At 73.5% G+C, this 17,066-nt stretch carries 2 protein-coding genes; both read left to right on the forward strand.

The window, feature by feature from the left end; all coding sequences use genetic code 11:
• The first annotated feature begins 19 nt into the window (after positions 1-19).
• The gene (locus ACSNOK_RS09335) at positions 20-9,664 is read left to right on the forward strand and encodes a type I polyketide synthase (RefSeq protein WP_436780128.1); all 9,645 of its coding nucleotides are present in this window, start codon (positions 20-22) and stop codon (positions 9,662-9,664) included.
• A 74-nt stretch (positions 9,665-9,738) separates the two neighbouring features.
• Positions 9,739-17,066, forward strand: a 7,328-nt coding sequence (locus tag ACSNOK_RS09340) for a type I polyketide synthase (protein WP_436780129.1), incomplete at its 3' end; no start/stop codon positions are given.

Here is a 17,066-nt window from a genome sequence, read left to right on the forward strand (position 1 = left end):
CCTCGACGGGGTGACGTAAGTGAGCGAAGAGAAGCTCCGCTACTTCCTCAAGCGGGTTACCGCTAATCTGCATGAGACTCGGCAGCGCTTGCACGAACTGGAAGCGGCCGGTGACGAGCCGATCGCGATCGTCGGCATGAGCTGCCGTTTCCCCGGCGGCGTACGCAGCCCGGAGGCCCTCTGGGAACTGCTGGAAGCCAGACGGGAAGCGGTCGCGGGCCTGCCGCAGGACCGGGGCTGGGACGTCGGCGACCCCGACGACCCCTCCGGCTCCAAGGCCCCCGAGGTACAGGCGGGCAATTTCGTCTACGACGCGACCCGGTTCGACGCGGGATTCTTCGGGATCAGCCCGCGCGAGGCCCTGTCGATGGACCCCCAGCAGCGACTGCTGCTCGAAGTGGCCTGGGAGGCCCTGGAAAGGGCCGGACTCGACCCCGCGACCCTGCGCGGTTCCGCGACGGGCGTGTTCGCCGGCGCGTCGGCGTCCGGGTACGGCTGGATATCGGGCCGGCAAGGCGAGCTCGACGGCCATGTGATGACCGGCAACGCCACGAGCATCCTCTCCGGCCGCATCTCCTACACGCTCGGCCTGGAGGGCCCGGCGGTGACGGTGGACACGGCGTGTTCGTCGTCGCTGGTGGCGCTGCACCTGGCCGCGCAGGCGCTGCGCTCGGGCGAGTGCTCGCTGGCGCTCGTCGGCGGCGCGTTCGTGGCGGCCACCCCGGTGCTCTTCACCGATTTCAGCCGGTCGCTCGGACTGTCTCCCGACGGACGGTGCAAGACCTTCTCGGCCTCGGCCGACGGCATGGGTGTCGCCGAGGGCGCCGGTGTCGTGGTGGTGGAGCGGCTGTCGGACGCGCGGCGCAACGGGCACCAGGTGCTCGCGGTCGTACGCGGCAGCGCGATCAACCAGGACGGCGCGTCCAACGGGCTCACGGCGCCGAACGGCCCCTCGCAGCAGCGCGTCATCCGGGCGGCGCTGGCCGGCGCCCGGCTGTCCACGCAGGACGTGGACGTGGTGGAGGCGCACGGCACGGGAACCCCGCTGGGCGACCCGATCGAGGCGCAGGCGCTGATCGCCACCTACGGCCAGAACCGGCCCGCGGACCGCCCGCTGTGGCTGGGCTCCGTGAAGTCGAACATCGGACACACCCAGCAGGCCGCCGGCATGGCCGGGATCATCAAGATGGTCCTGGCGCTGCGGAACCGGCGGCTGCCGGCGACCCTGCACGCGGACGAGCCGACACCCCAGGTGGACTGGTCGGCCGGCGACGTGAAGCTGCTGGCCGAGCCGGTGCCGTGGTCGGCGGACGGCCGGGTGCGCCGTGCCGGTGTGTCGGCGTTCGGGATGAGCGGCACCAACGTCCACGTCATCCTGGAGGAGGCTCCGTCCGAGGACGGGGAGAAGCCGGACGCGACCGCCGAGGACGGCGAGCCGTACGAGGCCGCCTCGGACGGCGACTCGGCTGAGGGAGCCGATGCCGATGCCGTCGCCGCTCCCGCTGTGTTGGGTGCGGGTGTGGCGGGTGTGGGTGCGTGGGTGGTGTCGGGTCGGTCGGCGAAGGGGCTGGCGGGTCAAGCGTCTCGGTTGCGTGAGTGGGTTGAGGCGCGGCCGGAGTTGGCGCCGGTGGATGTGGCGTGGTCGCTGGCGGCGACGCGGTCGTCGTTCGAGCATCGGGCGGTGGTGTTGGGGGTCGAGCGCGGGGAGTTGGTGACGGGGCTGGAGGGTCTGGCTTCGGGCGCTCCGGATGGGTCTGTTGTCGCGGGTGTGGCGCGTTCGGGTGTGCGGACGGTGTTTGTGTTCGCGGGGCAGGGGTCGCAGTGGGTGGGTATGGGCCGGGAGTTGGCGGAGGCCAGCCCGGTGTTCGCGGCGCGTCTTGCCGAGTGTGAGCGGGCGTTGGCGCCTTATGTGCCGTGGTCGTTGCGTGAGGTGTTGGCGGGTGCGGAGGGTGCGCCCGAGATGGTGGCGGCTGATGTGGTGCAGCCGGTGTTGTGGGCGGTGATGGTGTCGCTTGCGGCGGTGTGGGAGGCCGCTGGTGTGACCCCCGACGCCGTAGTGGGCCACTCGCAAGGTGAGATCGCCGCGGCGACGGTTGCCGGGATGCTGTCGCTGGAGGACGCCGCCCGGGTGGTGGCGGTGCGTTCTCGTGCGCTGAGTGGTTTGTCGGTCGAGGGTTCGATGGTGTCGGTGGTGATGCCGTCGGAGGCGGTGGTAGAGCTTGCCGGGGGGTGGGGTGAGCGGTTGTCGGTGGCGGCGGTCAACGGCCCGGCCTCCGTCGTTGTCTCGGGCGAGCCGGGGGCGTTGGCGGAGTTCGAACGGGAGCTGGCTGCCCGGCATGTGCTCCGCTGGCGTATTCCGGAGACGGATTTCGTCGCGCATTCGCCGGTGGTGGAGCCGCTGGCAGGGGTGCTGGAACAGGAGCTTGCCGGAATCACGCCGCAGGAGGGCCGTGTTCCGATGGTTTCGACGGTCACCGGTGAGTGGCTTTCGGGTCCGGAGGTGGACGCGGGGTATTGGTTCGCGAATCTGCGGCGCATGGTCCGCTTCGAAGAGGCCGTCCGGGCCCTGCTGGGAGCGGGTTACGGCGACTTCGTCGAGGTCTCCCCGCATCCGGTGCTCACCGCCGCGGTGACCGAGACGGCCGAGGACGCGGGCGTGAGCGGCGTCCTGACGGTGGGCACGCTGGAGCGCGACAACGCCGGCGCGTCCCGCCTGCTTACTTCCTTCGCCCAGGCCTACGTCGGTGGCCTGCCGGTCGACTGGAAGACGATCCTCCCCACCGGCGAGCGCGTGGACCTCCCGACGTACGCCTTCCAGCAGGAGCGGTACTGGCTGGAGTCGGCGGCGCCCGCGCTGCCGGCCGGTGGGGACGGCGCGAGCACGGCGGCCGAGGCGCGGTTCTGGGCCGCCGTCGAAGGCGGCGACCTGGCGCACATGGCCGAAGTGCTTGAGCTGGAGGACCGGCAGCAGCTGGGCGAGGTGCTGGAGGCCCTGACGTCGTGGCGGCGTCGGGAGCGGGACCGGTCGGCGAGCGCGAACTGGCGCTACCGCGTGACCTGGGCGCCGGTCGCGGACCCCGGCCCGGCCGTGCTCACCGGCCGGTGGCTGGTGGTCGCCCGGCAGGCCGACGACGGGCTGACGCGCCAGTGCGCGGCGGCGCTGACCGCCCGCGGAGCGGACGTGGCGGTCGTCGAGGTCCCGGCCGGAGTGGTGGACCGGGACGGGATGGCGGCCGTCGTCGGACGGGCGACGGGGGCGGAGGACGCGGCACCGGCGGGTGTGGTGTCGTTGCTGGCCCTCGACGAGACGCCCGTACCCGAGTACCCGGTGGTGCCCCGAGGGCTGGCCGCGACGCTCGCCCTCGTGCAGGCGCTGGGCGACGCCGAAGTGGACGCGCCGCTGTGGGTTGCCACACGTGGAGCCGTTGCCGTCGGATCCGGTGAGGCCCTGACCAACCCGGCGCAGTCGCTGGTGTGGGGTCTGGGGCGCGTTGTCGGTCTGGAGCACCCGGAGCGTTGGGGCGGGTTGGTCGATCTGCCGGCGGTGTTCGATGACGTGGCCGGTGCGCGGTTGGTCGCGGTGGTGGCCGGTTGCGGTGAGGACCAGGTGGCGATTCGTTCCGCCGGGTTGCTGGGCCGTCGGCTGACGCGGGCTTCTCAGCCCGCTGCGGGTGGCGAGGAGTGGGTGCCGCGCGGGAGTGTGCTGGTCACGGGTGGTACGGGTGCGATCGCCGGGCATGTGGAGCGGTGGCTGGCCGGTCGGGGCGCGCGTCGTCTGGTGCTGACCGGTCGTTCCGGTCCTGCCGCCGCCGGTGTGCCGGCGCTGGTCGCCGAACTGGCCGGCCAGGGCGCGTGCGTGGATGTCGTGGCGTGCGATGTGAGTGACCGTTCGCAGCTCGCCGGGCTGATTGACTGGGTCGGGCCCGAGCTGTCCACGGTCCTGCACACCGCGGGCGTCGTGCAGGCGACCACGGTGGACGAGACGGATGTGGCCGAGACGGCCGCCGTGCTGGCGGCCAAGGCCGCGGGCGCCGCGCACCTGGACGAGTTGACCAGGGACCTGGACCTGGACGCCTTCGTGCTCTTCTCCTCCATCTCGGCGACCTGGGGTAGCGGCCTTCAGCCCGCCTACGCCGCGGCCAACACCTTCCTTGACGGTCTCGCCGAGTACCGCAGGGCGCAGGGGCTGCCCGCCACCTCGGTGGCCTGGGGCTCCTGGGGCGGCGGCGGCATGACCGACGGAGAGGGCGCGGCGCAGGGGCTGCGTCGAGGACTGCTGGTCATGAATCAGGACCAGGCCGTGGAGGCACTGGCCCACGTGCTGGACACCGGTGAGGGATCGGTGACGGTCGCGGCCGTGGACTGGGCGCGGTTCGCCCCGCCGTTCACGCTGCGGCGGCCCAGCCCGCTCATCGAGGGCCTGCCCGAGGTCCGGCAGGCCCTGGACGGTGGCGACGCCGACGCGAACGCCGACGCCGACGCGGGCTCGTCGCTGAGGCGGGAGCTGGCGGGGCTGTCGCGCGCCGAACAGCGCCGGACGCTGATCAGCCTGATCCAGGCCAAGGCCGCCGCGGTGCTCGACTACCCGTCGCCTGAGGACGTCGAGGTCACCCGCGCCTTCAGCGACCTGGGCTTCGACTCGCTGACCTCTGTCGAGCTGCGCAACCGGCTGAGTGCCGGCACCGGCCTCAAGCTGCCCGCCACTCTGCTGTTCGACGCCCCCACCCCCACGGCCGCTGCCGAGTTCCTCCTGGCGGAGCTCGCGGGCGTTCCCGACGACGCCCGGACCGTGCCGGTCACGGCCGCGGCCGGCGACGAGCCGCTGGCGATCGTCGGCATGAGCTGCCGTTACCCGGGCGGGGTGACGAGCCCCGAAGAGCTGTGGAGCCTGATCGCCGCCGGCGCCGACGCCATCTCCGGGCTGCCGGAGGACCGGGGCTGGGTCATCGAGGACCGGACCGGCGCGGGGGCGGCGTCCGGGCAACCCGTACGGTCGGGCGGCTTCGTCTACGACGCGACCGGTTTCGACGCGGGGTTCTTCGGGATCAGCCCGCGCGAGGCCGTGGCGATGGACCCGCAGCAGCGGCTGCTCCTCGAAGTGGCGTGGGAGGCGCTGGAGCGGGCGGGCATGGACCCCGCGTCGCTGCGCGGTTCCGCGACGGGCGTGTTCGCCGGCGCGTCCGCGTCGGGCTACGGCTGGAGCTCCGGCCTCCAGGGCGAGCTGGACGGCCACCTCGTCACCGGCATCTCGACCAGTGTGGTGTCCGGCCGGGTGGCCTACGTCATGGGCCTGGAAGGGCCGGCGGTGACGGTGGACACGGCGTGTTCGTCGTCGCTGGTGGCGCTGCACCTGGCCTGCCAGGCGGTGCGTTCGGGCGAGTGCACGCTGGCCCTGGCGGGCGGCGTCATGGTGGCCGCGAACCCGCTCCTCTTCGACCAGTTCAGCCAGCAGATGGGGCTGGCTCCGGACGGACGGTGCAAGCCGTTCTCGGCGGACGCCGACGGCATGGGCCTCGGCGAGGGCGCGGGCATGCTCGTCGTGGAGCGGCTGTCCGACGCGCGGCGGCTCGGCCACAAGGTGCTCGCGGTGGTACGCGGCAGCGCGACCAACCAGGACGGCGCCTCCAACGGCCTGACCGCTCCGAACGGTCCCTCGCAGCAGCGCGTGATCCGGGCGGCCCTGGCGAACGCCGGAGTGCGCGCCGACGAGGTCGACGTGGTGGAGGCGCACGGTACGGGAACCCCGCTGGGCGACCCGATCGAGGCGCAGGCGCTCCTCGCCACGTACGGCCGGAAACGTACGGACGGCCGGCCGCTGTGGCTCGGGTCGGTGAAGTCGAACATCGGACACACGCAGGCCGCCGCCGGTGTCGCGGGTGTGATCAAGATGGTGCTCGCCCTTCAGCACCGGGAACTGCCCGCGACGCTGCACGCGGCGCAACGCTCGCCGCACGTGGACTGGTCGGCCGGCGACGTCCGGCTGCTGACCGAGACGGTGCCGTGGTCGGCGGACGGCCGGGTACGGCGCGCCGGAGTGTCCTCCTTCGGGATGAGCGGCACCAACGCGCACCTCATCGTCGAGGAGGCCCCGCCCGCCGAGGATCTTGAGCCCGAGGGCGTCGTCGGCGACGCGAACGGCACGGGTGCCGTTGCCGCTCCTGCTGTGTTGAGTGCGGGTGTGGCTGCGTGGGTGGTGTCGGGTCGGTCGGCGAAGGGACTGGCGGGTCAAGCGTCTCGGTTGCGTGAGTGGGTTGAGGCGCGGCCGGAGTTGGCGCCGGTGGACGTGGCGTGGTCGCTGGCGGCGACGCGGTCGACGTTCGAGCATCGGGCGGTCGTCGTCGGTGGCGATCGGACAGAGTTGCTGGCGGGGCTGGAGGGTCTGGCTTCGGGCGCTCCGGGTGGGTCTGTTGTCGCGGATGTGGCGCGTTCTGGTGTGCGGACGGTGTTTGTGTTCGCGGGTCAGGGTTCGCAGTGGGTGGGCATGGGCCGGGAGTTGGTCGAGTCCAGCCCGGTGTTCGCTGCCCGTCTCGCGGAGTGTGAGCGGGCGTTGGCGCCGTATGTCGGCTGGTCGTTGCGTGAGGTGTTGGCGGGTGCGGAGGGTGCGCCCGAGATGGTGGCGGCTGATGTGGTGCAGCCGGTGTTGTGGGCGGTGATGGTGTCGCTCGCGGCGGTCTGGGAGGCGGCCGGGGTCACGCCGGATGCGGTAGTGGGTCATTCGCAGGGTGAGATTGCCGCCGCGACGGTGGCGGGGATGCTCAGCCTTGAGGATGGCGCGCGTGTGGTGGCGGTGCGTTCTCGTGCGCTGAGTGGTTTGTCGGTTGAGGGTTCGATGGTGTCGGTGGTGATGCCGTCGGAGGCGGTGGTGGAGCTTGCCGGGGGTTGGGGTGAGCGGTTGTCGGTGGCGGCGGTCAACGGTCCGGCCTCGGTCGTTGTCTCGGGTGAGCCGGGGGCGTTGGCGGAGTTCGAGCGGGAGCTGGCTGCCCGGCATGTGCTGCGCTGGCGTATTCCGGAGACGGATTTCGTCGCGCATTCGCCGGTGGTGGAGCCGCTGGCAGGGGTGCTGGAGCAGGAGCTTGCCGGGATCACGCCGCGGGAGGGCCGTGTTCCGATGGTTTCGACGGTCACGGGTGAGTGGCTTTCGGGTCCGGAGGTGGACGCGGGGTATTGGTTCGCGAATCTGCGGCGGATGGTCCGTTTCGAAGAGGCCGTTCGGGCCCTGCTGGGGGCCGGTTACGGTGACTTCGTCGAGGTTTCCCCGCATCCGGTGCTGACCGCCGCGGTGACCGAGACCGCCGAAGATGCCGGGAACATGGGCGTGCTGTCGGTGGGCACACTGGAGCGCGACAACGGTGGCGCGTCCCGGCTGCTGCGGTCGCTGGCTCAGGCCTACGTCGGTGGCCTGCCGGTGGACTGGAAGACGGTCCTCCCCGCCGGCGAGTCGGTCGACCTGCCGACGTACGCCTTCCAGCACCAGCGGTACTGGCTGGAGTCGGCGGCGCCCGCGCTGCCGGCCGGTGGGGACGGCGCGAGCACGGCGGCCGAGGCGGAGTTCTGGGCCGCCGTCGAGGGCGGTGACCTCGCGGGGATCGCCCAGACGCTGGCGATCGAGGACGAGAAGCAGCTCAGCGCGGTGCTGCCGGCGCTGGCCTCCTGGCGGCGGCGCGAGCAGGACAAGTCGGTCACCGCCAACTGGCGCTACCACGTGACCTGGACGCCGGTCCCCGAACCCGACGCGAGCACGCTGTCCGGTACCTGGCTCGTCGTGACGCCCGCCGGTCCGGCCGCGGCCGAGCTGACGCGGGGATGCGTCACGGCGCTGACCGCGCGCGGCGCCCAGGTGGTGCTCGTCGAGGCCCCGGCGGTGGCCGACCGTGAACGGATGGCCGAACGGATCCGCGCGGAGGCACCGGCAGCCGGGATCGGCGGTGTGGTGTCCCTGCTGGCCCTCGACGAGACGCCCGTACCCGAGTATCCGGTGGTGCCCGCAGGGCTGGCCGCGACGCTCGCTCTCGTGCAGGCGCTCGGTGACGCGGAAGTGGACGCGCCGCTGTGGATGGTGACGTCCGGTGCGATGGCCGCCGGGCCGGGCGAGGCCCCGGCTCACCTGGCGCAGTCTCTGGTGTGGGGTCTGGGGCGCGTTGTCGGTCTGGAGCACCCGGAGCGTTGGGGCGGGTTGGTCGATCTGCCGGCGGTGTTCGATGACGTGGCTGGTGCGCGGTTGGTCGCGGTGGTGGCCGGTTGTGGTGAGGATCAGGTGGCGATTCGTTCCGCCGGGTTGCTGGGCCGTCGGCTGACGCGGGCTTCTCAGTCCGCTGCGGTTGGTGAGGAGTGGGTGCCGCGCGGGAGTGTGCTGGTCACGGGTGGTACGGGTGCGATCGCCGGGCATGTGGAGCGGTGGCTGGCCGGTCGGGGCGCGCGTCGTCTGGTGCTGACCGGTCGTTCCGGGCCCGTCGCCGCCGGTGTGCCGGCGCTGGTCGCCGAACTGGCCGTCCAGGGCGCGTGCGTGGATGTCGTGGCGTGTGATGTGAGTGACCGTTCGCAGCTCGCCGGGCTGATCGACTGGACCAGGGCGAGTGGTCCCGAGCTGTCCGCGGTGCTGCACACCGCGGGGATCGGACAGGCGACCTCGGTCGACGAGACGGATGTGGCCGAGACGGCCGCCGTGCTGGCGGCCAAGGCCGCGGGCGCCGCGCACCTCGACGAGCTGACCAGGGACCTGGACCTGGACCTGGACGCCTTCGTGCTCTTCTCCTCCATCTCGGCGACCTGGGGCAGCAGCGTTCAGCCCGCCTACGGCGCGGCGAACACCTTCCTTGACGGCCTCGCCGAGCGGCGCAGGGCGGAGGGGCTGCCGGCGACCTCGGTGGCCTGGGGCCCCTGGGGCGGCGGAGGTATGACCGACGAGGGCACCGCCGCGTGGATGGCGCGGGGCGGTCTGCACGCCATGGCGTCGGACCACGCGGTCCAGGCGCTCGGCCGGATCCTGGACGCCGGTGAGCGACTGGTGACGGTCGCGGACGTGGACTGGGCGCGGTTCGCCCCGACCTTCACGCTGCGGCGGCCCAGCCCGCTCATCGAGGGCCTCCCCGAGGTCCGGCAGGCCCTGGACGGTGCCGACGCCGACGCGACCGCCGACGCGGACGCGGGTACGTCCCTGAAGCAGGAGCTGGCGGGGCTGTCGCGGGCCGAACAGCACCGGACGCTGGTCAAGCTGGTCCAGAGCAAGGCCGCAGAGGTGCTCGAGTACGCGTCGGCCGAGGCCGTCGAGGCCACGCGCGCCTTCAGTGACCTGGGTTTCGACTCGCTGACCTCGGTCGAGCTGCGGAACCGGCTGAGTGCCGCGACCGGTCTGAAGCTGCCCGCCACCCTGCTGTTCGACTGCCCCACCCCCGTCGCCCTGGCCGAGTTCCTCTGGAACGAGGAGTTCCAGGACGGGCCGGCGCAGGGGTCCCTGGTCGAGGAGATCGACCGGCTCGGGTCGCTGCTGACCGGGACGGCGCCGGACGACACGACGTACCAGCTGGTCACCGACCGCCTGCAGGGGCTGGTCGCCCAGTGGAGCGAGATCGGCGCCACCTCGGAGCGTCGCGCGGTCGCGGAGAAGATCGGGTCCGCAACGGACGAAGAGATATTCGAGTTCATTCACAAGGAACTCGGCAGGTAATTCGGCAGGTAAGCGGTTCCCGGTAATTGCGGACAGTAAAGCTTGCATTTCAAAGACTGGAATGGTGAGACCCGATGGCCAACGAAGAGACTCTCCGCGATTACCTCAAATGGGTGACGGCCAACCTGCACGACACCCGGCAGCGCCTGCGTGAGGTCGAGGAGCGCAGCCACGAGCCGATCGCGATCGTCGGAATCGGCTGCCGTTACCCGGGAGGCGTCCAGGCCCCGGAGGACTTCTGGAAGCTGCTGGCCGACGGAGCCGACGGGGTCGCCGGTATTCCGGACGACCGCGGCTGGGACATCGAGGAACTGTACGAGCAGGATCCGGACGGCATATCGCGGGTACGCGAGGGCGGGTTCATCGCGGACGCCAGCGGGTTCGACGCGGGCTTCTTCGGTATCAGCCCCCGTGAGGCCGTGGCGATGGACCCGCAGCAGCGGGTGCTGCTCGAAGTGTGCTGGGAGGCGCTGGAGCGGGCGGGAATCGATCCGTCGTCGCTGCGCGGTTCGGCGACGGGGGTGTTCGCGGGCGCCTCGCTGTCCGGTTACGGCTTCGGCACGGACGAGGACCTCGACGTCCACCTGATGACCGGGACCTCCACCAGCGTCATCTCGGGACGGGTCTCGTACTCGCTCGGCCTGGAGGGCCCGGCGGTGACGGTGGACACGGCGTGCTCGTCGTCGCTGGTGGCGCTGCACATGGCCTGCCAGGCGATCCGGTCCGGGGAGTGCTCCCTGGCGCTGGCCGGCGGCGTCACGGTCACCGCCATCCCGATCATGTTCACCCAGTTCTCCCGGCAGCTCGGCCTCGCCCAGGACGGACGGTGCAAGGCGTTCTCCGCCGCGGCCGACGGCATGGGCATCTCCGAGGGCGCCGGAATGGTCGTGCTGGAACGGCTGTCGGACGCCCGGCGGGCCGGGCATCCGGTGCTCGCGGTGGTCCGCGGCTCCGCCCTGAACCAGGACGGCGCGTCCAACGGTCTCGCCGCCCCGAACGGCCCCTCGCAGCAGCGCGTCATCCGGGCGGCGCTGGCCAGCGCCCGGCTGTCGACGGCCGATGTGGACGTGGTGGAGGCGCACGGTACGGGCACGACGCTCGGCGACCCGATCGAGGCCGGGGCCCTCCTCGCCACCTACGGGCAGGACCGCCCCGAGGACCGCCCGGTCTGGCTCGGCTCGGTGAAGTCCAACATCGGGCACACCCAGGCGGCGGCCGGCATCGCCGGTGTGATCAAGATGGTGCTCGCGCTGCAGGGCCAGCGGATGCCGCGGACGCTGCACGCGCAGGAGGCCTCGCCCCACATCGACTGGTCGGCGGGCGACGTACGCCTGCTGACCGAGGCCCAGCCGTGGCCCGCCGGGGAGCGCGTGCGCCGCGGCGGGGTGTCCTCCTTCGGCGTCAGCGGCACCAACGCGCACGTCATCATCGAGGAAGCCCCCACTGAGGAAGCCGCTGCCGGAGACGCCTCCACCGAGGGAGCCTCCGGCGGGGGAGCCGCCGGGGGCGGCGGGTCCGAAGCGGGCGCGTCCGAGGAAGGCGCCGTCACCCCGTCCGCCGAGACGGATGCGCCGGCGGCGCCGGTGGTGTCGGACGCCGCCGCCTGGGTGGTGTCCGGCCGGTCGGCGGAGGGGCTCGTCGCCCAGGCGGGCCGGCTGCGGGACTGGACGGAGGCCCGGCCGGGCCTCGAAGCGGACGCCGTGGGATGGTCGTTGGCGCGCACCCGCACGGTGTTCGAGCACCGGGCCGTGGTGCTGGGCGCGGACCGCGCGGAACTGGTCGGCGGCCTGCGGCAGTTGGCCGACGGCCTCCCGGCGGCGGGCTCGGTCGTCACGGGCGTGGCCCACACGGCCGCCCGGTCCGTGTTCGTCTTCCCCGGCCAGGGGTCGCAGTGGCTGGGCATGGGCCGCGAACTGGCCGAGTCGAGCCCGGTGTTCGCGGCACGTCTCGCCGAGTGTGAGGCGGCGCTGGCGCCGTATGTCGACTGGTCGCTGAGCGAGGTGCTGGCGGGCGCGGAGGGCGCGCCCGAGATGGTGGCCGCCGATGTGGTGCAGCCGGCGCTGTGGGCGGTGATGGTGTCCCTGGCGGCGGTGTGGGAGGCCGCCGGGGTCACACCGGACGCGGTGGTGGGCCACTCCCAGGGCGAGATCGCCGCCGCGACGGTCGCCGGGATGCTCAGCGTCGAGGACGGCGCGAAGGTGGTGGCGCTGCGCTCCCGTGCCCTGCGGGCGATCACCGGCGACGGCGGCATGCTGTCCGTCACCGAACCGGCGGACCGCGTGAGGGAGCGGCTGGACAGCTGGGACGGCCGGCTGTCGCTCGCCGTCGTCAACGGCCCCGCCTCGGTGGTGGTCTCCGGGGACGTGGCCGCCCTGCGGGAGCTCCAGCGGGAACTGCGGGACGAAGGCGTCCGCGAGCGGATGGTCGCGGTCGACTACGCCTCGCACAGCGCGCAGGTGGAGCGGCTGGAGGAGGAGATCACCTCCCTGCTCGCCGGGGTGGCGCCGAGAGCGGGCCGGATGCCGATGCTCTCGGCCGTCACCGGCGAGGTCCTGGGCGGCGAGGAACTGGACGCCGCCTACTGGTACACCAGCCTGCGGGCCACCGTGCACTTCGAGCGGGCCGTCCGCACGCTCGCCGGCACGGACCACCAGGTGTTCATCGAGGTCTCCCCGCACCCCGTACTGCTCGCGCCGATCACCGACACCCTGGAGGCCGCCGCCGCCGACATCGGCCCGGGCGCCCGCCCCGGCGCGGTGTGCGGCACCCTGCGCCGGGACGACGGCGGCACGACCCGCCTGGTCACGTCGCTGGCCGAGGCGTTCGTCGCCGGCGCGACCGTCGACTGGGCCGCGGTCCTGCCCACGGCGGAACGCGTGGAACTGCCCACGTACGCCTTCCGGCACGAGCGCTACTGGCCCAAGGGCATGCTGGCCCTGCCCGGAGCGGCACCGGCGGGCGGCGGGGACCCGGCCTCGCTGGGGCAGGCCGCGGCGGGGCACCCGCTGCTGCGCGCCGTGGTGGAACTGGGCGGCGGCACCGGTCTCGTGTGCACCGGCCGCCTCTCCCTGCGCTCGCAGCCGTGGCTGGCCGACCACGCGGTCGGCGGCGTCGTCCTGCTGCCGGGCACCGGCTTCGTCGAGATGGTGGTGAGCGCCGGCCACCAGGTCGGGTGCTCCCTCCTGGAGGAACTCACGCTCCAGGCACCGCTGGTGCTGCCGCGGGACGGCGCGGGCGTACAGGTCCAGGTCGTGGTGGGCGCGGCCGACGACGAGGGACGGCGCGAGGCGGACGTCTACTCCCGCCTCGACCGGGCCGACGACGAGCAGGAATGGGTCAAGAACGCCGGCGCCGTCATCGCCCCCTCCCGGACGACCGCCCAGGAAGAGCGGGACTTCGACGTCTGGCCGCCGCGGAACGCCGAGGCAGTCGACATCACGGACCTCTACACGGTCCACCTGGCCGACATCTACGGCCCGGCGTTCCAGGGACTCCGGTCGGTCTGGCTGCGCGGCGACGACATCTTCGCCGAGGTGGCACTGCCCGAGCCCGTCGCCGAGGACGCGTCCTCCTACGGACTGCACCCGGTGCTGCTCGACTCGGCGCTGCTCGCGGGCGTCGTGGCCGACCAGGCGGGCGCCGACGCGGACGACAAGGCCGAACAGGGCCAGGTGCGCATGCCCTTCGCCTGGACGGACGTGCAACTGCACACGGCCGGCGCGTCCGCCCTCCGCGCCCGGCTGCGCCGGGACGCCCAGGGCAACGTGACGCTGACCGCCGCGGACACCGCCGGCCGGCCGGTGGTCTCCGTCGCCTCGCTGGTCACCCGCCCGGTCTCCGCGGACCAGCTGCAGGCCAAGGACGAGTGGCTGAACGACGCCCTGTTCACCGTGGACTGGGCCGAACTGCCCCAGAGCACGCCCCCGGACGGGGAGTGGGCCCTGGTCGGCACCGACCGCTTCGCGGTGGCCGACCGGCTGACCGCCGCCGGGATACCCGTGACCGCGTACGCCGACGTCTCCGAGATCACCGCCGCCACCGCCGCGGGAGCGACCGCCCCCCACACGGTGCTCGCGTGCATCGGCGCCGACCGCGACGAGAACGTGCCGGACGCGGCCCGCCGGACCGCCGGCGAGGCACTGGAACTGGCACAGCGGTGGCTCGCGGCGGAGGAGCTGGAGCCCGCGCGCCTGGTGGTGGTCACCCGCGGCGGGATGGCCGTACGGACCGGCGAGAACGTGGCGGACGTGGCGGCCGGCGCCGTCTGGGGCCTGCTGCGCTCGGCGCAGCTGGAGAACCCCGGACGGCTGGTCCTCGCCGACCTGCCCGCGGCCGGCGACGAGGACGACCTCGCGCTGCTGCCCCGGATCCTCGGCGGCCCCGAACCGGAAGTGGCCGTCCGCGGCCGGCACGGCTACGGCCGCCGCCTGGCCCGCCCGGCCGGCGAACTCCGCACGCCCGGCACCGAGACGGAGGCCGCCCCGCCGCGGCCGGGCGCGGGCCCGCGCTCGGTCCTCATCACCGGCGGCACCGGCACCCTGGGCGGCGTGGTGGCCCGGCACCTGGCGGCCACCGGACGGGCCGGCGGGGTCGTCCTCGTCAGCCGCTCCGGCCCCGGCGCCCCCGGGGTGGCCGCCCTGGCCGCCGAGGTGGCGGCGCTCGGGGCGTGGGTCCGCGTGGTCGCGTGCGACGTGGCCGACCGGGACGCGCTGGCCGCGCTCCTGGCGACCCTCCCCGCCACCTGCCCGCTGGGCTCCGTGTTCCACGCCGCGGGCATCATCGACGACGGACTCGTCGACTCGCTGAACGCCGAGCGGGTCGCCGCGGTGATGCGCCCCAAGGCCGACGCCGCCTGGCACCTGCACGAGCTGACCCGGGACATGGACCTGGACCACTTCGTCCTGTTCTCCTCCGTCGCGGCCGCGTTCGGCGGACCCGGCCAGGGCAACTACGCGGCGGCCAACGCGTTCCTCGACGCGCTGGCGGCACACCGCCGGGCGGCGGGCCTCGCGGGAACCTCACTGGCCTGGGGCCCGTGGATGCCCGAGGCCGGCATCGGCCGTGACCTGGCCGAGCTGATGCTCCGCCGGATGACCGCGTCCGGACTCGCGGCACTCGACGAGAACCAGGGCCTGCTCCTGCTGGACGTGGCGCTGACCCGCGCCGAGGCCCTCCTCGTCCCGGCCCGGCTGGACAAGGCCGGACTGCGGGCGGTCGCGGCCGCCACCGGCGTCCCGCCCCTGTGGGAGGCGCTGGCCGACGACCTCATACCCCGCCGCACGACCGTCACCTCCGCCGCGGGCGGCCCGGGAACCGGCGCCGGCTCCGCGGAGGCCCTGCGGCAGCAACTCGCCGCGCTGCCCGCCGCGGAACGCGACCGGGTACTCCTCGACCTGGTACGCACCCACGCGGCCGCGGTCCTCGGACACGCCTCGGCGGACGCCATCGAGGCCGGCCGGCCCTTCACCGACCTGGGCTTCGACTCGCTGATCGCGGTCGAGTTCCGCAACCGCATGAACCCGGCCACCGGACTGCGGCTGCCCGCCACCCTCGTCTTCGACTACCCCACCCCCGCCGCCCTGGCCGGACTGCTGCGCGAACAACTGGCCGGCGACCTCGCCGATGTCGCGGAACCCGCCACCCCGGTGACGGCGGCGCTGATGCCGGACGAGCCGATCGCGATCGTCGGCATGGCCTGCCGGTTCCCCGGCGGCGCGACCAGCCCGGACGAGCTGTGGCAGCTGCTGGCCACCGGCGGCGACGCCATGTCGACCTTCCCCACCGACCGCGGCTGGGACCTCGAAGCCCTGTACAACCCGGACGTCGACAGCGTGGGCACCTCCTACACGCAGGTGGGCGGCTTCCTCCAGGACGCGAGCGGGTTCGACGCCGGCTTCTTCGGCATCAGCCCCCGCGAAGCCCTCGCCATGGACCCGCAGCAGCGACTCCTGCTCGAAGTGAGCTGGGAGGCCTTCGAACGGTCCGGCATCGACCCGGCGAGCCTGCGGGGCAGCCAGACCGGCGCGTTCGTCGGCGGCTACGGCTCGTCCTACCTGGCACTGACCATGGAGGACGAGGAGGAGGTCGAGAACCTCGGGGCACACCTGATGACCGGGAACGCGGCCAGCGTGCTGTCGGGCCGCCTGTCCTACACCCTGGGCCTGGAGGGCCCGGCGGTCACGGTGGACACCGCGTGCTCCTCGTCGCTGGTCGCCCTGCACCTCGCCTGCCAGGCGGTGCGCTCGGGCGAGTGCTCCCTCGCACTGGCCGGCGGCGTCACGGTCATGGCGAGCCCCGACGGGTTCCTGGCCTTCTCCCACGCCCGAGGACTCGCGGCGGACGGACGGACCAAGGCGTTCTCGGACGCGGCCGACGGCATGGGCATGGCCGAGGGCGCGGGCATGCTCGTCGTCGAGCGGCTCTCGGACGCCCGGCGCAACGGGCACCCGGTCCTCGCCGTGATCCGCGGCAGCGCCATCAACCAGGACGGCGCGTCCAACGGCCTGACCGCCCCCAACGGCCCCTCCCAGCAGCGCGTCATCCGCGCCGCCCTGGCCGGCGCCCGCCTGACGCCCGCCGACGTGGACGCGGTCGAGGCACACGGCACCGGCACGACGCTGGGCGACCCGATCGAGGCCGGGGCGCTCCTGGCGACCTACGGCCGGGAACGGGCCGGCCGGGGACCGCTGTGGCTGGGCTCGATCAAGTCGAACATGGGCCACACGCAGGCGGCGGCCGGAGTCGCGGGCATCATGAAGATGGTCCTCGCCCTCCAGCACGAGCAGCTCCCGCGGACGCTGTACGCGGACGAACCGTCGACGCACGTCGACTGGGAGGCCGGTGACATCAAGCTGCTCAACGAGCCGGTGCCGTGGCCGTCCGACGGTGAGCGGGTGCGCCGTGCCGGTGTGTCGGCGTTCGGCATCAGCGGCACCAACGTGCACGTCATCGTGGAAGAGGCGCCGGAACCCGACGAAGCCGCAACGGCTGAGGGCGGCACTGAGGACGGCACCGAGGACGTCGAGCTTGCCGAGGGCGCCGCGGGCGAGGCCGCCGATGGCGCTCCGGCGGCGGAAGCGGCGGCCGTCGTCGAGACCGGAGAGGTCGGCGCGTGGCTGGTCTCGGGCCGCACGGCCCAGAGCCTGACGGCGCAGGCCGGCCGGCTGCGGGACTGGACGACGGCCCGGCCGGAGCAGGCGCCGGCGGACGTGGCGTGGTCGCTGGTGACGACGCGCTCGGTATTCGAGCACCGGGCTGTGGTGGTGGGTAGTGACCGGGGCGAACTGGTGTCGGGGTTGCAGAGCCTGGCCGCCGGCGTCCCGGCGGGTTCGGTGGTGTCGGGGGTGGCTCGGCCGGGTGCGCGGGTGGTGTTCGCGTTCGCGGGTCAGGGGTCGCAGTGGGT

It is taken from the genome of Streptomyces sp. URMC 126 (assembly GCF_051386555.1).
Taxonomy (GTDB): domain Bacteria; phylum Actinomycetota; class Actinomycetes; order Streptomycetales; family Streptomycetaceae; genus Streptomyces.